This is a genomic window from Trichocoleus sp. DQ-A1 (assembly GCF_039961955.1).
In the GTDB taxonomy this organism is placed as follows: Bacteria; Cyanobacteriota; Cyanobacteriia; order Cyanobacteriales; family FACHB-T130; genus FACHB-T130.
Genome location: NZ_JAMPKE010000032.1, coordinates 35471 through 56722, shown reverse-complemented (window position 1 = coordinate 56722; position 21252 = coordinate 35471). Strand labels below are relative to the sequence as shown.

Annotated in this window: 11 protein-coding genes; 8 read left to right on the top strand and 3 right to left on the bottom strand. The window is 47.0% G+C overall.

Going from position 1 to position 21252, the window contains the following annotated elements; translation table 11 throughout:
- Positions 1–93 precede the first annotated feature (93 nt).
- The 3 genes from NDI33_RS22335 to NDI33_RS22325 all read left to right on the top strand — a co-directional run bounded on the left by NDI33_RS22335 (position 94) and on the right by NDI33_RS22325 (position 6293).
- Positions 94–1746, top strand: coding sequence for an ABC transporter substrate-binding protein (locus NDI33_RS22335; RefSeq protein ID WP_190676804.1), 1653 nt, complete (start codon positions 94–96; stop codon positions 1744–1746).
- Positions 1747–1934: 188 nt separating this feature from the next.
- A complete protein-coding gene (locus NDI33_RS22330; protein ID WP_190676802.1) occupies positions 1935–2837 on the top strand; it encodes a VWA domain-containing protein in 903 nt (300 codons plus the stop codon).
- Positions 2838–3014: 177 nt separating this feature from the next.
- Positions 3015–6293 (top strand): tubulin-like doman-containing protein, encoded by a 3279-nt coding sequence (locus tag NDI33_RS22325; RefSeq protein WP_190676800.1) that lies wholly within the window; start codon positions 3015–3017, stop codon positions 6291–6293.
- Between the two features lie 26 nt (positions 6294–6319).
- On the opposite strand, the gene NDI33_RS22320 is transcribed toward NDI33_RS22325, so the two are convergent.
- The 3 genes from NDI33_RS22320 to NDI33_RS22310 form a co-directional block, all read right to left on the bottom strand.
- Complete coding sequence (locus tag NDI33_RS22320; protein WP_190676798.1) at positions 6320–9829, bottom strand: PAS domain S-box protein; 3510 nt, start codon at positions 9827–9829, stop codon at positions 6320–6322.
- 406 nt (positions 9830–10235) lie between these two features.
- Positions 10236–10565, bottom strand: a complete 330-nt coding sequence (locus tag NDI33_RS22315) for a hypothetical protein (protein ID WP_190415183.1) — start codon at positions 10563–10565, stop codon at positions 10236–10238.
- Between the two features lie 221 nt (positions 10566–10786).
- A complete protein-coding gene (locus NDI33_RS22310; RefSeq protein ID WP_190676796.1) occupies positions 10787–11287 on the bottom strand; it encodes a pentapeptide repeat-containing protein in 501 nt (166 codons plus the stop codon).
- A gap of 408 nt (positions 11288–11695) precedes the next feature.
- Between NDI33_RS22310 and NDI33_RS22305 the strand changes: the two genes are divergently transcribed.
- The 5 genes from NDI33_RS22305 (at position 11696) to NDI33_RS22285 (ending at position 21173) form a co-directional block, all read left to right on the top strand.
- The gene (locus NDI33_RS22305) at positions 11696–14188 is read left to right on the top strand and encodes a GH116 family glycosyl hydrolase (RefSeq protein WP_190676794.1); all 2493 of its coding nucleotides are present in this window, start codon (positions 11696–11698) and stop codon (positions 14186–14188) included.
- Positions 14189–14877: 689 nt separating this feature from the next.
- On the top strand, positions 14878–18069 hold the full coding sequence (locus NDI33_RS22300; protein WP_242033186.1) for a peptidase domain-containing ABC transporter: 3192 nt from the start codon (positions 14878–14880) through the stop codon (positions 18067–18069).
- A gap of 418 nt (positions 18070–18487) precedes the next feature.
- Positions 18488–20248: an HlyD family efflux transporter periplasmic adaptor subunit gene (locus NDI33_RS22295; protein ID WP_242033185.1), complete on the top strand. Its 1761-nt coding sequence runs from the start codon at positions 18488–18490 to the stop codon at positions 20246–20248.
- 27 nt (positions 20249–20275) lie between these two features.
- Positions 20276–20701 (top strand): HetP family heterocyst commitment protein, encoded by a 426-nt coding sequence (locus tag NDI33_RS22290; protein WP_190415179.1) that lies wholly within the window; start codon positions 20276–20278, stop codon positions 20699–20701.
- Positions 20702–20852: 151 nt separating this feature from the next.
- On the top strand, positions 20853–21173 hold the full coding sequence (locus NDI33_RS22285; protein WP_348245668.1) for a hypothetical protein: 321 nt from the start codon (positions 20853–20855) through the stop codon (positions 21171–21173).
- Positions 21174–21252 lie beyond the last annotated feature (79 nt).

The window sequence follows — 21252 nt, the reverse complement described above, 5'->3', positions numbered from 1 at the left end:
ATGCCAATGGGGATGACACAGTTGCTCTATCCGGCAGAAGATTGGAATTATTAGAATAAATAGTGAGTATGGCTACCAGGGAGATTGGCAGAATTGAATACGCAAGGCAAATGGATCTGTGATGGTGTACCGAAAAACAACAATCAACAGTACCCAAGCAATGAAGCCCATCCACCCCAGGAAAATCACGGGCCAGACTGTATTGTTTGTGGCTTGCCTAGAGAGGCAATGAGTCCTCAGAAAAGCCAGAAAACGGTCATTTCTAAACCGCCCGGTTCTAAGCCTTCATTTTTGCTGCCAATCCTGATTCTGCTGGGAATTCTGGCGGCACTGGCGGGGGGATTTGGCTTGTATAAACTGACACAGGGGAATAAACAACCGGCAATCGTAGCGTCTCCTGAGACTCAATCTCCCACCGCTAGCGACAATGCACCCACGGAAACTGCCGATCCGCAAGCGATCGCTAGCGATACTGCTGATAATGCCGAGTTGATCAGTCAAGGCGAGAAAATCCTGTTAAAGGATGCAACAAATTCCCAAAAAACAGCCGCCGCAGTCGCGTTTGCCCAGAAAAATTGGGAGGAAGCGATCGCGCAGTATCAACAAGCGGTTAGCGTCAACCCGAACGATCCCGAAAGCAAAATTTACCTAAACAACGCCAAAGCCAAAAAAGCCGGGAATCCTCTGACAATGGCAGTCGTGGTTCCCATCACCCCCAGTCCGGACACGGCGAAGGAAGTTCTCCGGGGTGTGGGACAAGCCCAAGACGAGTTTAACCAATCTCCGGCGACACCCGGACGCTTATTAGAAGTGGTAATTGTCAACGATGTTGACCCGGTAAAAGCGGTTTCCTTGGCGCAAGACCTCACCAAGTCACCGAATATTTTAGGGGTTTTGGGACACGGGGTAGATAATGGTTCTCAGCAAGCGATCGCCATGTACGAACAAGCTGGGTTAACCGTCCTTTCTCCCATCAGCACTAGCATTACTCCCGGTTCTGGCGGTCAGTCTACCTTGCAAACCATTCCCCTCGCCAAAAAAGCTAACGAGTTGCTGGGTACTTATCTGCAAACCGTCAGTAGCACTTTAGCAAAATATGCCGCTGCAAAGTCCTCAGCGCCATCTGTGGTGGTTTTTTACAATGCCGATAGTCCTTACTCTCAGCAATTAAAGCAGCAGTTTACCACTGCCCTGTCTAAAGTTAACGGCAAAGTCGTTAAGGAAGTAGATGTCACGGGTGCCAACTTTAATGCGGCTGCTGAGATTCAGAATGCAACTGCGGCGGGGGCAAAAATTGGTTTTTTGGCACTCAGTAAGAATAAAGTAGATCGCGCCGTTGCGATTGCGAAAGCGAATCCCACTGGGACGCAAGGGTTACAGTTAATTGGCGGAGATGAACTGTATAACCCAACAATTCTCACTTCTGGCGGCGACGCGATTAAAGGCATTGTGCTGGCAGTTCCCTGGAGTTCTCAACCGAACGATCCGTTTGCCAACCAAGCTGCCACGATTTGGAAAGGACGTGTCAGTTGGCGTACCGCTACCGCTTATGATGCGACGAAAGCTTTAACGTCTGCTTTTAGCCAAAATCCCTCTCGTTCGGGTGTATCTCAGCTGCTGAATCAGGGAGTTGCCATTGGGGGAACGGCTACCGATTTTAATGTTCTCAATGAAGTTCCGCTTGTGCAAGCCGCGCCTGGTTCTAATGGTCCGCCGGGATCTCAGTATGAATTTAACCCGATTTAGAAGCGAATGAACCGCCAAGGACGCAGAGGACGCAGAGGGAAGGGAGGAGAGAGAGGAGAGAGGAGTTTTTGGGTTGATTGCAGTCCGGAGTTGGTAGTTGAAGGACTGTAGTTTATAGTTTGTTTTTGCTTGTCATGAGTCGTTGTTAATGACTCATGATTCATGACCAATTTACAACAGGGTTCTAAGTGAGTCGTTCTCGTCGCGGTTTGTGGTTGTATCCGTTATTCCAGATTCCGTTGATGTTGCTGGGAGCGTGTATAGTCGTGACGGCACTCATCTGGCTGTTAGGATTAGGTAGGCCGCCAGTAGCAGTTGCGATCGCTCTCGACCTCAGCAGCAGCACTTACAGTACGGAATTTAACGCCCCAGGTACAGTTATGTATCAAGAAGTCGCAGCGGTGCGGTCGTATTTGCAACAAAACACCCAGCAGTTGAGAAACAAAAACCAGATACAAGTTTTGGGATTTGGGGGAGTTGTGCGATCGCTTACGGGTGATTTTAAAACAGACAGTCAACAAGTGGACGCCGAATTAACTCAAGCTTTGGCAAATCCCGATCTCCCTCAACTGGTCGCGAACAATACGACAGATATTAACTTAGCGATTCAAAAAGGTACGGAAGCACTCAGCACGATTCCACAAAAGCGCTGTCGAGAATTACTATTAGTAACTGATGGCGGCGCTAATGTCTCACCAGCCATCATCACCGATGCCAGGAATCGTAAAGTTAGAATTAATACAGTTGTGATAGGGGAAGGATCTCCAGAATTGCAAGCCGCAGCTTTAGCTACTGGCGGTATTTATCTATCTGGCGAACAGAATAATCTAGAAATGCTCTTCACCGACACATTTTTTACCCGTTTCAACAGTAACCTTAAATGGCTTATTCTGGGGCTAGGGGCGACATGGATTGCTTTAATGTGGACGCTAATTTTACCCCTAGATCGGTGGCTGTTTCAAGGTTTAATCGGTCTCGATCGTTCCCTTTCTGGTCAATTATCCTTAAGCAATGCCCTATTCTGGAGCGTTTTGACACCTTTGATTGTTTGGCAGCTATTTAATTTATTGGACATCGTTGTTAGATGTTAATGGTTAGAGTGTTTATAAAGTTTCTGGCGAATAGAATTCTCGGCTATACAAACCAAGTCCGCCCACGCGGACTTAAGACGAATGCTATATTCTAAAACCTGCGTAGGCAGGTTTTGTTTGTGTAGCCGCGACTTCCAGTCGCCAGGTTCTAAAATATAGCTACTAGGAGAAAATATTATGGCAGTAGAAGAGAAAAGCATGGTTCCCACTGTATTAGTGGGTATCGGCGGCACCGGACATGAAGTATTGTCACGAGTACGCCGCTTAGTAGAGGAAACTTATGGCAGTCTGCAAAATTTCCCCCTAATCAGCTTTTTAATTATTGATACCGATAGAGAGTACAAAGTCAATAATCCTGCCGCCGCTGGTTCTCCCTTCAAAGACAACGAAAAATATTGGGCAAGTGTTGCTGGTAGTGAAGTCAAAAAAATTATGTCGGATATGGGAAACTATCCCTGGATAGAGAGTTGGTTTCCTACAGAATTAGAGCGGAATATTGGGGCAATTGAAGTTGGTGCTGGACAAATTCGCAGTTATGGGCGATTTGCTTTTTATTGTAATTATCACAAACTTCAAAGACGGTTTAATGAAGCTGCTGATGCCGTCAAAGGACACGAAACCTTTATGCGCGATCGCTATGGCATTAAGGTAGATACAACAGGTTTAAATGTCTTTGTGACGGGTTCTCTATCCGGTGGGACTGGTAGCGGAATGCTGATTGATATCGGCTATTGCGTCCGCCATTGGTTGCGGGGACAAGCGAGTCCAATGGTGACGGCAATTGTGCCGATGCCGACGGCTTTCGCCAGTATTAATGTAGGCGATCGCGTTCTCGCTAACGGTTACGCTGCTTTGATGGAATTGAGCTATTTTTCTGATTATAGAACAGAATATATTGCCCAATTTAGCAGTGGTTTAGTGGATGAAATTCGCAGTAAATCTGCGCCTTTTGATTTTACTTATCTGGTTGGAACAAAAAACGGGGAAAGTGAATTTACTCTCGACCAAATTCGAGAGATGATTTCCCAAAATATCTTTCTTGATTTAACCTCTGATTTTGCGCCGTATAAACGTTCGATTCGAGATAATATTAAAGGAGCTTGGGCGCAAGCAGATCCTGGTGGACGCGGTTATCCTAAGAACTTTATGAGTTTTGGGTTATCTACGGTAGAAATTCCGATAGCTCAAATTCGCACTTCTTTATCAGATAGACTTGCTGCTGATTTTATTCGCTGGTGGCTGAATGAATCGGTACAGTTGCCACCGAATGTATTAGAGATGGTGCAAAGTGACCTGAAACGGATGCGCCTTACAGAAGGGGAACTGATTGCAGATTTAGCGGCGGCTGGTGACAGATCATATATAACCGAAATCTCCGCTTGGGTAAACTCTATCCGCAATGAAATTGCTACGGATAATAAGTTGCAATGTACCCAGCAAGGCGTAAATATTGTTGGTTCAGAAAAGGGCAAAATTCTCCAGTTTTTAGACTACCTCCAGCCAAAAGTTGAAGAATATAAAGCTAATCATTTGCGGAAATTAAGCCCGGATGAGCGATTGCACGGTGACTTCTTGCAAAAGATGTACGATAACCGCAACCGCATCGTACAACAAGGACGAAAAGCGTTAGACGAAGAGTTTTATCGGATTATTGAGGATCGCACGAGAGGGCCAAAATTTGCCGATGCTTTCGTGACGGCGGTGCGCCAAATTTTTGAAAATGCCGCCGAAAAGTTCCGCCGGGAATCAGAAAAAGTTTGGCAACCCAAGGAAACCGAACGACAGAGAGATTACGAAAAGGCGCTGCAAGATATTACTGAGTTTAAGAATAAGTTTGCCCTTACCAAGCACGCAGATATGGAAAAATCCTGCGAGTTAGCGCTAACCGGGTTAGAAGGTAGCTTGGTAGCAACCATTCAAACTCAAGCAAGATATTTAGGTTTAGAAGTCATTACCAGAATGCTAGAACATCTGGATGAATTAAACCGCCGTTTGGCACGCTTAAATCAAAAATTGAAGCAAACCCGTGATAATTTTCAGCAAAAAGCGGATCGACAAGCGGATAGCGCTGATGCTTTGATTGTGAATGGGATTAAGCTTTATAACCGCGAAGAACTCAATGAATTATATCGAGATTTAATTGAGCAACAAGCGGGTGCTAGCGAAGGTTCTAAGAGTCGCTACGAGTTGGGAATTGATGGGATTTGTAGCAATTTGTCAGTACAGGTTCTCGCAGAAGCAAGTCCGCTGTGGAAGCGTAACCGTGCGGCGGGTGAGTTGATGCGACTATTTGATGTGCCGAATTTAGCGGATGTGCAGGAGAATGATTTTAAAGAAATTATTGGCGATCGCGCTAAATTAGTCGTGATCAGTGCGCCGGAAAGTAGCCGATTGAAGCGGGAATTGGCAGCTGGCGATCGCTTATTCAAAGTCTTCAACAACGACGAAGCCGAAATCCGCAACCGCATCGGCACTGCTTACAGCAAATCGAAGCCGCTGATTTTACTCTCTGACGCCGTTCTCAAACGTCAAGACGCAGGCTTTACCCCCGCCCTCAATGCCAAAGTCGCCCTGGTTGGCGGACGCAACAGCAGCGATCCAGCGGCAATTAAGCTCATCCCGATTCTGCGGGAGAGAGTTGGCAGTAACGAAGGGATTACACCGCTGGGAGAAGCTGAACGTCACCGGATTGTCTTTGTACAAGAAATTGGTGGTTTCTCTCTGCGTTGCATTGAGGGAATGCCGGAGTTGCAGCAATCTTATCAAGATTGGAAAGGACAATCCATTCAGGCAAAACGGGCGCAACTTAAAGGCGAAAGCAAAGAACCTCCAATCCCCGTTCACATTCAAAAAGAACCGCCGTTTTGGGATATCTTTCCAGAAAATCCAGATATTTTCCGCCTCGTTGTACAAGCAAGGGCGTTACAAGTTTTGCGAATAGAAGAAAATCGCCTAACCAAAGAAAAGGTAATTCGTTATACCCGACAAACTGTAATTGGTTTGGAAAATGTCGATATCGCCTCGAGTTGGGAAGAAGCGGTACAAGTGCTGCAAGTATTGGCGTGTCGCCCGGATAAAGAAGAAATTCAGCGTCAGGTAACGGCAAAATTAACCCAAGCTGACACGGTGCAGAAAAAACAAGCGCTGTATCACCAACTGAAAGTATATCTGGATCGGCGTGCCGTCGAACTAGAAAAAGAAGGCGCAACCGATAGCCTGAATTACAAGCGCGAAGCAAGAGTGATTCAGGAGATGATTGAAGTTTACAAGCTTTATTCACCGGGTAGTCAACCTGTTGATTCTCCTGTTACAACTCAGCCAATTGGGGTTGCTTCAAATCATTCTCCGGCTCAAGAGACTCGCACTCACGTTTTCTGTACTAACTGTGGAAATCAGAACCCAGCGAACTCAAAGTTCTGTTCTAAATGCGGCACTAAATTAGTGCAACTGAGCTAACATCAATTCTTCGGGGAAGGGTAGCTTCAGGAACTGATGCTGCTCATCAGGCTAGCGATCGCTACCGCTAACTCGTCTGGCTCGATTGGCTTGGTGAGGTGTTTCTGGAAACCTGCCTTTAGGATTTGCTGATGGTTAGTTTCGCCAGCATAAGCGGTTAGAGCGATCGCGGGAGTCTCTCCCCCTTCCTCTGCACTCCTGGCTCGGATTTGACGAATCAGCATATAGCCATCCATTTCAGGCATTCCAATATCGCTCAACAGCAAATCCGGCTTCATCTGAGCTAGCGCCTCCAGCGCCTCAGCCGCCGATGCCACAGCGCGTACCTGTGCGCCACACTCTTCGAGAATGAAGACGATTAACTCCCGCGTATCCACCTCATCATCTACAACCAGTAGCTTTACCCCTTCCAAATTTGGAGAATTATCAAGTAACGGATTGTCCTGACTCGTCTGAGGCGCAGTTGTCATTAGGGGTAGCGTCACAGTGAAGGTTGCCCCTTGCCCTTCTCCCGGACTTGCAGCCGTAACAGTACCCCCATGAAGTTCTACGAGGTGGTGGACAATTGCCAGTCCTAACCCCAATCCCCCGGATACCCGTGTCGTTTGGCTATCAGCTTGACGAAAGGAATCAAAGACGAAGGGCAAAAAGTCTGGGTGAATTCCCCTCCCCATGTCTCTTACTTGGATTTGGGCATAGCAATTTTGATTGAATTTTGATTGAACGAATTCCGAATTCTCTGGACTGGGGACTTGTGAAAGTTGAATTTCTACCTGCCCTCCTATCGGTGTAAATTTAACAGCGTTGGAGAGCAGATTCCAGACGACTTGCTGTAAGCGATTGGCATCCCCCAACACCTTACCGAGATTGGGAGCGATCGCTGAGTGAATTTGAATCGACTTCGCTTCAGCCGCTAGACGCACCGTTTCCATCGCTTCCTCAATCGTTGCCACCAAGTTAACCGGAGCAATATTTAAACTCAGTTTGCCTTGCAGAATCCGCGAAATATCTAGCAAATCCTCGATCAGCCGTGACTGTAATTCGGCATTGCGCTCAATCGTTTCTAGGGCGCGGGCGGTGGTTTTTTCATCAAACTTGCGGCTGCGGAGGAGTTTTGCCCAACCCAGGATTGGATTGAGAGGCGTTCTCACCTCATGGGAGAGGACAGCCAGAAATTCATCTTTCATCCGGTTGGCTGACTCCGCTTGGGCGCGTGCGATCTGTTCCAGCTTGAAGAGGCGATCGCGTTCTTCTTCGGCTCGCTTGCGTTCACTCAGATCGAGGACGTAGCAGACACCCTGCTCTTGTAGAGATCCCTCAAACAAAGCAGTCCCCACCAGTACAAAGACGCGGCTGCCATCTTTACGGATCAATTCTTTTTCAAAGGGAACGCAAACTCCCTGTTCTCTGAGTTCGTTAACCGCCTGCTGAGTCCGCTCGACGTATTCTGGTGGAGTCATCAGATTCCAAGCAATTTCACCAGCTTGTAAATCCTCCCGCGTATAGCCGACGATTTGCAGGAAGGCATCGTTGGCTTCGGTAATTTTGCCGCTCAGATCGCCGAAAAAGATGCCAATGATATTTGAGTCAACGATGCGCCGCAGTCGCATTTCGCTTTCTTGCAGTGCGATTTCTATTTGTTTGCGATCGCTAATATCAGTAACGGTGCCAACATAGCCGATTGTCTCACCGTTTTCTCCAATTTCAGGAGCCGCTTGACCTAATACCCAAGCCACCGAACCGTCGGAACGTTGATATCGATACTCTGATTGGAAAAGCCGGTTCTCCTGCGCGGCTTGATACCATTCGGCAAAGATACGTTGGCGATCATCCGGATGAAGGGCAGTTTCCCAGCCTGCCCCCAATGCTGCTTCTGAAGTGATTCCGGTAAGTTCACACCAGCGTTCGTTGGTATACAAACACTTTCCCTGACTATCCGTATGGAAGATTCCCACCCGTGAAACTCTCGCTAAGGTAGAATACCGTTCCTCACTCTGGCGCAGAGCTGCTTCTGCTTGCTTGCGTTTGCTAATGTCTTGGAACATTACGACACAGACAGGAGAGTGACCGTGCATCGCTGGCAGGGTATCCGCAAAGACCATCAAGGGACGGATTCCTCCTGGCGTGTGCCAGTTCATCTCAAACCCGTTGAGCCGTTCGCCGCGTGCCACTCGTACCCCTGGCATTTGCTCGTCGGGAATCTGCGCTCCCGTCGCATCCGTGCAATAGTAAACGGTGTGGTACTCTTCGGCTGGTTTATTTTTGGGAAATTCGCCTCCTGCCAACTCGTCAGCGGCTCGGTTGGCGAAGAGGACTCGACCCGTCCCTGGCTCAATAAACAACAAGCCAGATGGCAACAGATTCAGCACGTCTTCTAGCCATTGCTGCTGATTCTGGAGTGCTTGCGATCGCAGTTGCAGCGCTTCCTCTGCTCGCTTGCGATCGCTTATGTCTATCAAGAAGGCCATCCCTTCTTGTTGCTGGTCGTAAGGTTCCTGTAACAGGGCACCACCAATAAGAATGGGAACCCGGCTCCCGTCTTTACGGATATATTCTTTTTCAAATGGGGTACAGACACCATTTTTCTTGAGTTCTTCGGCTGCCTGTGCATCCAAATGCAGATATTCCGGCGGTGTTATCTGTTCCCAGGAAAGCCGACCCGAAACCAAATCCTCCCGCTCATATCCGACTAATTTCAGGAAAGCGTCGTTGGCGTAGTTGATTTTTCCGGTAAAGTTGGCGAAGGTGACACCAAAAATATTCGCCTCAACCAGTCGTCGGAAGCGCCTCTCGCTCTCTTGGAGTGCCTTCTCGGTTTGTTTGCGCTTGGTGATGTCGGTCAGCATTGTCAGCACCCCGATAAACTCACCTTGCCGATTGAGAATCGGGTTTGTGGAGAGGATTGCCCAAAGGTCTTCGCCATTTTTACGGCGAAGCCGAAAGTCAAATTGCTCTCGAATTCCCTGTTTACTTCGCTCAATGTGTTGCTCTGCCTCGATGCGTTCCTCTCGATTGATGAAGTCAAAAACAAAGCGATCGCCCATCTCTTGGACGCTGTAACCCAACATCTCAGCTAACCGCTGATTCGCGTAATCTGTCCGCAAGTTTGGGGTAATCAACCAGATGCCTTCGTGAGCTGTATCAATCAGGCGACGGTAGCTTACTTCTAGTTTTGATAAGCTTGCCTCACTTCGTTGCTTCGCAGCCAGTAATTCTGCATTTAACGAACTAATCAGCAGTGCGACTAAGCTAAATATGACTAGCTGGAGAACGTCCGTCTCACGGCTGATTGCTAGCTGATAGATCGGAGGTACGAAGAAATAGTTGTTAGCTAAAACAGCCACTATCGTAGCCACTATCCCTGGCCCCAGTCCGCCATACCAGGCACTGAACGTCACGGCGGCAAAAAACAACGGTGAAATGGATGTTTTAGTCGGCGGCAATAGCAGAAGCAGCAGCAGCGTTAAGGTGACTGACAAAGCCGCGATACCATAACGTTGCAGTTGAGAGCGCGTGACTTTTAACACTTTTAACATAGGACTGTTAGCTGAGTCCTCAGACTAACTTGATAAAACTGTTTTCACTTTATGACCTTATGATAGATAAATATTTTTGTCTATTTACCTTCTGGATTATTTTTAGCTATTTTAAAAATTCTATTTTTTATTTTTGGAGTCCTTTTAAATAAACGCTGCACAAGCTTGAAACAATTGCCTTGTAAGATGCTAAAAATTCAGATACCCGACTTCTTCAAGAAGTCGGGTATCTCGCTTTGACGACTTATGGAGAAGCGCTCATTGTCAACTTACTAGCCCTGGAAATTGGAAATCGCGGCTAAACAAAATAAGTCCGCGCCAAGCGGACTAACGAAAAATCATAAATTTTAAACCAGAGAAGGCAGGTTTTGTGTGTATAGCTGCGGTTTCAACCACCTAGCCTATCTTAATTTAACTGCGCCTTTCTATAAATGGCACAAAGACGAGACGGTTTAAATATTTTTGCTTTGAACATAAAGTTCGGCGGCACGTTGATGATAATATGATCGTCAGATTCTTTATATGTTTCAAATTCTGCTGGCATTCCTTTGGGAGTTGCAGTGCTGTAAGGAACAGGTTGAAAAAGTAATTCTGTAAACTCAACTGCTTCCCAGTTTGTCTGTTCGGTAATTTGGGTGAGAAAAGCTTCACCTGTTAATAAACTGAACAGAGCTTCTTTCGCTTCTGGCGCAAGCGCAAAACTACTGTCAAAATTCTCGACGATTTTAAGACCCATTTTACAAATACACTCTAATTAATCAACAACGGTCAACGCACAGCTATTGGAAAGCAAAGTAGGTAGACCTAAGATATTTTACATATACATGGAGAGTAGATGGAACGCGATCGCGCGTTGATTCAGCCAAGGGATACCTCTAGACAAACGCCGCGCCCTCTTCGCGTTGGGCGATATTCTGCTTTGGTTCTGGGCATCCCTTAAAATGTTCCCAATCCTTTTCACTCATGGATACTGCCATCGGGCATAATTGCCTGAGTCAGAATGGCTCCGCTCAAGTCAACTTCCAACAAATCGGCTCCTCTGAGATTGGTTCGACTCAAATTAGCTCCATATAGATTCACTCCATTCAAGTTAGCTCCTCCTAAAAAAGCTTCACTTAAATTTGCATAACTAAGGTTCGTCCCACTGAGGTCTGCTTTCCATAAGTTCGCGCCAGTTAAATTGGCTTTACTGAGATCCGAGCGTCTTAAGTCGATTGCAGCCAAATCAGCTTGACTTAGGTTAGCGCCAACTAGGACAATTCCGCTTAGACAAGCAGTTCTTAAATTGGCTCCCATCAAGTTAAATGTAGAAATACATAGCTTGCCTGCCTGCATTGTTACCTTACTAAAGGTTCTTTGTCCGGTTGCGTATCGTTTGAGAAGTTCGTCAGCTTTTTTTTGAACTAACTCTGGCTGTGGATTCGCTGATGAATCAGTTTTCTGAGAGATAACTTCCATGTAATACTCTAGCGATTAAATTGAATATTTTTTATCATCCCCCTTTAGACATAAAAATAAGCATCGGAAATGATAAAGAATCTATAAAAGTTTAGTGAAGTTTGTCATTTTTTTAGAGGTAAAGAAATAATTAAGAATTTAAAATTGTAGTGCAATTTTTTAATATTTAGTCATACAGATGGTTATAAAGAGATGCCTGTAAAATATAGATTAAGTTACGTATTTTTCAGGATAAATCAACAAAAAAATTTTTCGCAATTAAGTAATACTACGCAATATGCAATGCTAATACATTTTGTTTTTTGTTTGCAGTATATAGACTTCTTAACTCCCCAATTTATCGGGAAGCTAGAGAAGAACTGACAAAATTTGGGTAATCGTAGGAACGAAAGACCGTAAAATCAAGGCATGATCTATCAACGCCCTCGCCCCGAAATACCCGATTGCACTTGGAGTCGTCCCATTGGTCTCGGCTGGGACAAACCCCACACGGTTCGCTACCCTAGTAATCTCGACGATGGCCCTTGGCACGGGATGCCCTTGGGTGGCTTTGGAGCCGGATGCATCGGTCGTTCTTCGCGTGGCGACTTTAACTTGTGGCATTTGGATGGCGGAGAACACGTCTTCCGGAGCCTGCCTGCTTGTCAGTTCAGCGTCTTCGAGCAGCCAGAAGACTCCCCCGCGCAAGCTTATGCGCTTTGTACAGAACCGCCTGAGGATGGGACTTTATCCCGGTGGTTATGGTATCCGAGCGAATCAAAAATTAAAAATGAACAATTAAACGAGGAATCAAACTCAGCAGGCAGCACTGGAACCTATCATGCGCTGTATCCCCGCAGCTGGTTTGTTTATGAAGGGGTTTTTCAGTCTCAGTTGACGTGCGAGCAATTCTCCCCCATTTGGGCGGGTAACTATCAAGAAAGCTCTTACCCAACAGCAATCTTTCACTGGACTGCCCACAATCCTACGGATAAGCCGATCACGATTAGCATCATGCTGACGTGGCAGAATGTCGTAGGTTGGTTTACGAATGCAATTCAATCTCCAGAAGTGCGGGTGCGGGATGATGGCAGTCCGGTTTACGAGTACCAGCCGCGCTGGGGGGATAGTACCGGAAATTTAAATCAGTGGATTGTGGACTTCCACCGAGTGGGGTGTCTGCTAGATCGGGTGAGGCTACACGATGAAGTCGGAGAGGGAGAAGGACAGTGGGCGATCGCAACTGTCACGAATCCTAGTTTAGAAGTCTTCTATCACGGTCGTTGGAACCCGATCGGGGATGGCTCAGATATTTGGGATTTATTCGCTTGTAATGGCTCGTTGCCAGATCGAGAAGATGAAACTCCGGCAGCACCGGGAGAACAAATCGGTTGCGCGATCGCTGTCCGGTTTACTCTAAAACCTGGGAGAACTCGCCAAATTCCCTTCATCGTCTGCTGGGATTTTCCAGTGATGGACTTCTCACGGAGTACCCAGCAACCAAATCTGGGCACTCAATACTACCGCCGCTACACCGATTTCTTTGGTCGAAACGGCAAAAATGCCTGGTCGATGGTTCGCACCGCTCTCAAGCAAGATGATATGTGGAAGGATGCGATCCGAGAATGGCAACAGCCGATTTTGCAGCGTCAAGACTTGCCCAATTGGTTTAAAATGGCGCTGTTTAATGAGCTGTACTTACTTTGCGACGGCGGCACCCTCTGGACTGCGGCTTCGGAAGATGACCCTGTGGGGCAATTTGGCGTCCTAGAGTGCTTGGATTATCGCTGGTACGAAAGCTTAGATGTGCGACTTTACGGCTCATTTGCTTTGATGATGCTCTGGCCTAAACTGGACAAAGCGGTGCTAGAAGCTTATGCACGGGCGATTTCCACCCACGACGAGACGCCCCGAATTATCGGCTATAACCAAGCCTCAGCCATTCGCAAAGCCGCCGATGCGACGCCCCACGATTTGGGTGCCCCCAACGAGCATCCGTGGGAGAAAACGAACTACACCAGCTATCAAGATTGCAACCTGTGGAAAGATTTACCCTGCGACTTTGTGTTGCAGGTTTATCGAGATTTTGTCCTAACGGGTTCCACAGATATCGAATTTTTGCGCGAGTGTTGGGTGCCGATTGTGAAGACGCTTGCTTATGTCAAGCAATTTGATATCGATGGGGATGGGATTCCCGAAAATTCGGGTGCGCCCGATCAAACGTTTGATGATTGGAAGTTGCAGGGGGTTAGCGCCTACTGCGGCGGCTTGTGGATTGCGGCACTAGAGGCAGCGATCGCCATTGGTGAAATATTACACAAGTCTGAGTTTAATTCCGAAGAAAATTCCCCTGATTACCAATTACCGATTACCGAGTACCAAACCTGGCTAAAACAATCTCGGCAGGTGTATCAAGAAAAACTCTGGAACGGTCAATACTACCGGCTCGATAGCGAAAGCGGCTCTGATATCGTGATGGCAGATCAGCTATGCGGTCAGTTCTACGCTCGTTTATTAAAATTACCCGATCTCGTGCCGCTTGAGCGTGCCGAATCTGCCTTAAAAACTGTCTATAATTCTTGTTTTTTGAATTTCAATCGGCACCTCCCGTCCTCCCAGCCTGAAACCTTTATCGGTGCCGTTAATGGCGTCAAACCCGACGGTACACCAGCAAACCCCGACGCGACTCATCCCCTGGAAGTTTGGACTGGTATTAACTTTGGGCTAGCAGCATTCATGATCCAGATGGGAATGAAAGAGGAAGCCTTCCAAATGACGGAAGCTGTGGTGCAGCAAATTTATGAGAATGGGTTGCAATTCCGAACCCCGGAAGCGATTACTGCTGCCGGTACTTTCCGCGCCAGTCATTACCTGCGAGCAATGGCAATTTGGGCAATCTACGGCATGATAACGCACTTTTAACGGCAGTATCCCGATATTTTGTTATCCGAATTTCCCTTGGGGATGCTACACATTTGATTCCCCCCAACTTTACCCTCAATTGGGGGGCAAAGAGAAGCTTACGGTAATGTTAAATGGGATCGTTTTCCCCGATTAGCCAACAGCATCCTCTAAGGCGAAAGTGAAATTATCCCCCTTCCCTGGTAGGGGGATTGGGGGTTAAGTTTGTCTGATTCAAGAAGGATTGAGCAGCATCCCCGTTTGTGAAATATATCAGATTGATAGAATTTGCTGCTACACTAACGAATTTGAATATCAATTGCGAAAGAAAGTGCGGAATTTACGGAGATAAGAATGTTTATTGTAAAGTTACGATGAACAACTCGAACGATTCCATAAAGCTTCCATCATTTTTTTGTAAAGATTCTGTAAAGTTGTATGGAAGCTATGAGATTCGTTAGCGCCTCGGTTGACAAATCCTCTGTAAATTCACTAAGACATATACATTGTTAACGGTTAAACAGCCTTAACTTCCCTTTAATGCTTTTTTTACAAAAACCTAAAGTTAAAAACTTTAGGCTGTTGATGATTTTCGGAAAATTTATCGAAAAGATGCTTTCTGGCTAAGGATTCTAGCGGTTACTACTGCGATACCTACCGGAAACGCATATTGAGCCAATCACAAACCTTGAAAGCTAAGAGGCTCACTGATGAATCGGATGCTGGTACAGGGTCATCCTCCGCTTCAGGACATACAAAACGCTTACTCTAGCCTTCCCGATATCCTCAATCTCTTGAGGCTGTCCCAATCAGATACGAGCTTTGCTTCCGACTTGAATCAAGCATTTGAACTTTGCGATTTTCAACTGGGCGATCGCCTTGTCAACTATAGTGCCGCCACTGCCTCAGGAAATTCAGTTCGTGATGAACAAAATGAGGGGGATTTTTACCTAGTTTGTGAAGGTCGGGTGCGGCTACTAGCCTTAGACGCAGCACAGGGTAAGGAAGTTCCCGCTCTGGTGGTGGAATCGGGAGAAAGTTTTGGGGCAGAAAAGGTATTTGGCAATCATTGCGAGCTGACGAGCGCGATCGCTGCCAGTGCCGGAATTGTGGCTCGGATTTCAATTGCAGACCTTCAGCCTTGGTTAGAGCGGCTCCCGAATCTGCAAGACTACCTGCAACAGCAGGCAATTTGGCGGCAATGTCTGATTTTCTTCAAAACCTCTACAGACTGGCGGCGCTTGAGCAGCCATACGCTACGACAACTGTTGCCCTACCTAGTAGAAACGCGGATCGAAGCGGGAGCATCTTTGATTGAATCCACACCCTCCGAGGCGGGTCGCTTTTGGTTATGCAGAGGTCAAATTGAAAGCCGACAAGACGCAGATATACCCCCCGCTATCGGACAAAGTTGGGGGTATCCTCATCCCACACCGAGCAGTTGGATTGCCCAGACCGATTTAGTCGTTTATCAGTTGCCTGAGCAACACTTTGAGGCAGCACGAGCAATTGCGCCAATAGCAGTAACTTTCTCAGAGCAGTCAGAAGCAGTTGCCGAGCGATCGCTTGAAAACGGGCACCGTGAATCTACGGAGAAAGGGAAATTGCGGCATCAGCCAAAGAACCTGTCTCCACCAGCGTCTTGGAATGGCAATCGACCGCCACAAATTCAGTCAGAAGTACAGGCAAATATCCAGCCCCCTAAATCGCCTCCGATTGCTTTTCCCAAACCCGTCAAGCGTCCGGGTCGATGGTTTTGGCAACGCTATCCCTTAATTGAGCAGCAAAGCTCTTCTGACTGCGGTGCCGCCTGCTTGGCAATGATAGGGCAATATTGGGGGAAACGATTTAGCATCACTTCCTTACGGAATCTCGCTGGCGTGGGGCGTGCCGGTGCCTCCCTGAAGAACTTAGGCGCAGCGGCAGAAAAGGTCGGATTTCACGCCCAACCCGTGCGGGCAAGTTTAAATCGCCTAGTCGAGGGGAAAAACCCCTGGATTGCTCACTGGCAGGGCGATCACTATGTGGTGGTTTACCGAGTCAAGGGCGATCGCATCTTGATTGCCGATCCTGCTGTTGGTAGGCGATCGCTTTCTGCGGCGGAATTTCTGGCGAGTTGGACGGGATACGCCCTGCTGCTCGATCCGACGCCAGCATTGCACGCCGCCCCAACGGAAAAAAATTCTCTCAATCGCTTTTGGGGTTTGCTTTGGCCTTATCGTTCCGCGATCGGACAAATTATCCTGGCGTCTCTGCTGATCCAGATTTTTGGTCTGATTACCCCCCTGTTTACCCAGATAATTCTCGACCGGGTGGTTGTTCACAAAAGCGCGATCGCCCTGCACGTTTTCAGCCTTGGTCTGCTACTATTTGGCGTTTGGCGCGTCTGCGTCACGGGAATTCGACAATACCTGCTGGATTATTTTGGCAACCGATTAGACCTCACCCTGATCGGCGGCTTTATCAGCCACACCTTAACCTTACCCCTCGCCTTTTTTGAATCGCGCCATGTCGGGGACATTATCACGCGCGTTCAGGAAAACCAGAAAATCCAGATGTTTCTAACTCGCCAAGCGGTCACAGCTTGGTTAGACGCCTCAATGGCAATCGTCTATTTGGGGCTAATGTTTTATTACAACTGGCGTCTCACCTTAGTAGTGGTAGCCCTAATTCCCCCGATTGTTATTTTGACCGTTGTGGCGAGTCCATTTCTCAGAGGAGTATCGCGGAAAATTTTTAACGAAGAGGCGGGACAAAATTCCTCACTCGTAGAAATGATGACCGGCATCGCCACGGTGAAAGCGGCAGCAGCAGAACGACAGTTGCGCTGGCGTTGGGAAGACCGCTTAACCAGCACCCTAAATGCCCAATTTCAGGGTCAAAAACTGGCAAACGGCTTGCAAGTTACCGGCGGCTTAATTAATACCTTGGGTACTACAGCATTGCTTTGGTACGGGGCAACGCTGGTAATTCAGGATCGGCTCACGATCGGTCAGTTTGTGGCGTTCAATATGATGATTGGCAGTGTCATCAATCCGGTGCTGCAACTGGTGAACCTGTGGGATGAACTGCAAGAAGTCATGGTATCTGTGGAACGGCTGAATGACGTCTTTTCAGCGCAACCTGAAGAAAGTCCTCAAAAACCTTTGCTAGTTCTACCTCGGTTGCGCGGCGAGGTGAAATTGGAGAATGTTACCTTCCGCTACTCTCCAGATCAAGAGCGCAATACGCTTCAGAATCTATCTTTTGAAGTGACATCTGGGCAAACGGTGGCAATTGTAGGGCGCAGCGGTTCTGGAAAGAGTACGTTGGTCAATTTGCTCCAGGGTTTATATCAGCCAACTAGCGGTCGAATTTGTGTCGATGGTCACGATACCCGCCATGTTTCTCCCTCCTCCTTGCGGAGTCAGTTGGGGGTGGTACCGCAGGAGTGTTTTTTGTTTTCCGGAACCATTTTAGAAAACATTACGCTCTACTCGGATGACTTTACCTTAGAGCAAGTTGTTGAAGTGGCAAAACTTGCAGAAGCTCATGCTTTTATTCAAGATATGCCGTTGGGATATCACACAAAAGTGGGAGAACGAGGTGCAAATCTCTCTGGCGGACAGAGACAACGAATTGCGATCGCTCGAGCGCTTTTGGGAAATCCTCAAATTATGATTTTAGATGAAGCTACCAGCTCTCTAGATACTGACTCCGAGCGGCGATTCCAGCAAAATTTAGCTCGAATTAGCCGAAATCGCACAATTTTTATCATTGCCCACCGACTCTCAACGGTTCGACACGCTGACTGCATCCTGGTCTTAGAGCGAGGCATTCTAATTGAGCGCGGTACTCATGATGAACTGATTTCGCTTCAAGGTCTTTATTACCATCTAGCGCAGCAACAACTGGATCTTTAACTCCAAATGTTCTAAACCGAGCCAACTTGTATGAATTATTACAGTTTTACTTGAAATTGGTTTCATCCGTTGGCAGGAATGTGGAGCAAATTACAACCGTTACGATGTTAAAGATTCTTGTTCTGCCAAATTCCTCTTCCACGACCATTTGTTCAGTAGTATTGCAATCATCAATTCCAGTCCTCGGTGAATTGGCAGCTAATTCAGAAAATTTGGCAAAAAATATGCCAATTTGGCAGACTTTCCAAGCAGCAGAAATTAGGATAAAAAGGGAGTTCCTGTGGAAAAATTGGTAACGATGAAAAGCCAAACCAAAATGTTGCTGAAACCGGCTAAAAATGGCACCGCTCGTTAAATCCAAGCAACGAGAGCCATCCTCAATCTCAAACTTTGAACTTGCTCATTCTGGGCCACAGCCATGCAAAAACCAATCAGATCGATTTCTGCATCAACGGCCTCAAACCTACCCTTAACTCCACCCGTTGAGCCTTTTGGCTCAGGCTATACAGGTAGCAACCAGAATTCATTCGATAGCCAGGGGATATTATCCCGTACTCCGACTCAAGGCGAGTCGGTTACTCATCCTGGCAAGATTCAGCGTCAGTGCGATCGCTCTTTTGCTGAGATTTATGGGGGTGCGACTGGCTCTATCGAAATGAGCGTACAGCCCACCTCGACTGAAACAGCTAGCAATTCTCAAGTTCATTTCGCGTCTGCCACTTCTCCAGAGACTCGAACCAACCAATGGTCTACCTCGTTGCAGACGGTGCTTGACCAGCCACCTTCCACGCTTCCTCGCCAGCTGATATTGGGCGGAATGGCTTTCTGTCTGGCTTTTGGGGCTTGGGCTACCTTTGGGCAAATTGACGAAGTGGGTCACGCTCAAGGACGGTTAATGCCCAAAGGAGCCGTCTACAAGATTGACCCAGTGGAAATGGGGAAGGTTGCCAACATTGCCGTCAAAGAAGGTCAAGCGGTAAAAGCCGGTCAAGTGTTAGTGGAACTGGATACCCAAATTGCGGCGGGTGAAGTAGAGCGTTTGCAGCAAATGCTGGCAACGAATCAAATGCAACTTATTCAGAAACAAGCGCTTCTAGAGAAAACGCATCTGGAAGTGAAAACCCAGACAGCGATCGCTTCTTCAGACACTCAAGCAGCTTTTGCTGCGATCTCCGAAGTCAATGCCAAAGGATCTGCTACCCGCGAACAAATCGCTCAACTTCAAACGGCAAAGACGGCGAATCAAGAAAGACTCGAAACACTAAAACCCCTGTCGGCGACGACGGCAGAACTGCACAAGAAACTAAAAGCTGATGTAGCGGCGGCGGTAGAGGAAGTCGAGAGGGTAAAACCGCTGGTCAAAGAGGGGGCGATCTCCAAGAAATATTTGCTGGATGCCGAGCAAATGATGCGCGATCGCCAAAGTGCCATCACCAAAACTCAACTAGAAGAAGACACAACTCTTAAAGACCGACTGTTTGAGGCCCAGCAAGCTCTGCGAGATGGCGATCGCGCGATCGCTTCAAGTCAAGGCGATTTAAAGCAGACGCTCGCACAAGCACAGCAACTCCACGCAGAACTCGCTCAAAAACAAGCTCAAGAGCGCAAAACTCAGATAGAAACACAGCAGCAAATTCAGGAATTAGAAGTTGAAATGACTCAGCTTAAAGCCCAAATTGCTGAAACTCAAAATCTGCTGAACGCTGCTAAAGCAAAGCTCAAACAACGGTTTCTGACTGCTTCCGTTGATGGCGTCGTGTCGTCTCTGAAAGTCCGCAACGTTGGCGAAGTGGTTCAACCCAGCCAAACTGTTGCCGAAATCGCTCCCCACAAAGCACCCATGATTCTCGTAGCCAGTTTACCCAATCAAGAAGCGGGCTTTGTAAAAACGGGAATGCCAGTAAAAATCAAATTCGACGCTTACCCCTATCAAGAGTACGGTATCGTTTCCGGGAAGATACAATCCGTCTCTCCCGATGCGAAACCCGATGAGCGACTGGGAGAAGTCTATCGAATTGAAGTAGCGCTGGATCGTAACTATATCAATGCAGATCGTCAAAACATCAAATTTAAAGCCGGTCAGACCGCCTCTGCGGAGATTATCATCCGCCGACGCCGGATTGCCGACATTCTGTTAGATCCCATCCGCCAGATGCAAAAAGGCGGCATCAGTTTGTAAAACCAAATTTATCCAAGGGCAATTGTTATGGCTTATCACATTCCCTGTTCTAATCCTAAACTTGACAAAACCATGAATTCCGAACAGTTTAATCAAGTTGTTGAAGCCATCATGGAAGGAAAGTATTCTTGGGCTTGCGTTTTACTATTGCGGTTTGCTGGTTACAATCCCCTACACTACATCCCCTACCGAACCTACAACCGATTGCTCAAAGAAAACTGCCAAGTTGGCAGACACACCAACTGTAAAACAGATACTTTAAATACAGATAATCAAAGGGCTGCAATCGGGTCAGAGAGCCTAGAGTCACACAAGTGTTTAAGCACAATTAAAGACCTTGGTTATCTAGAAGCGATCGCTGAGCCACAAGTACGGGGAAGCGGGGGTCATTTTGACCCCTGGTTAGTCATAAAAACTCAAAAAATAAACTCAATTTTTCGAGAATTAAAATAACAAAAAAATCTGCTCTTCAAGATTGAAGTTGATTTTTTGACCAGTCGTAAAAATCCTGCCGCGTTCATCTTTACTAAAGAATGGGGCAGGTTTTTCTTTTACAATTGCCAAAAAACTGCTCTCGCACTATTTTTTAAATCATCGAGAAAAAATGCCAAAATGGCAACACGACCTTAACCATACTGTTTATATTGTTTATATCAACCAAACAAGGTTGTTTCAGGAAAAAACTGAATTGCAAAGGAAACATTCAATGATTATTTCTGACCTAAGCCATTTGGAAGTTGCCGACCAATCTCCCAGCCTTGTTGGTGCTGGCTATAGCTACTCCAGCTACAGCAAATATAAGAGCAATTCCAGCTATCTCAATCAATACGCTTCTTCCAAAGCAACGGCTAAATCAGTATTTGGTCCAGCAACAGCCGTAGCAATTTCTACAAATGTAGCCACCGTTACCCAACTAAATTTTTAAACGAGGCGGTTGCTGTTAAATAATGCTCTAAATATTGAGCATTTATCAGGGTAAACCTCTCTGGAAGTCTATCGACAAT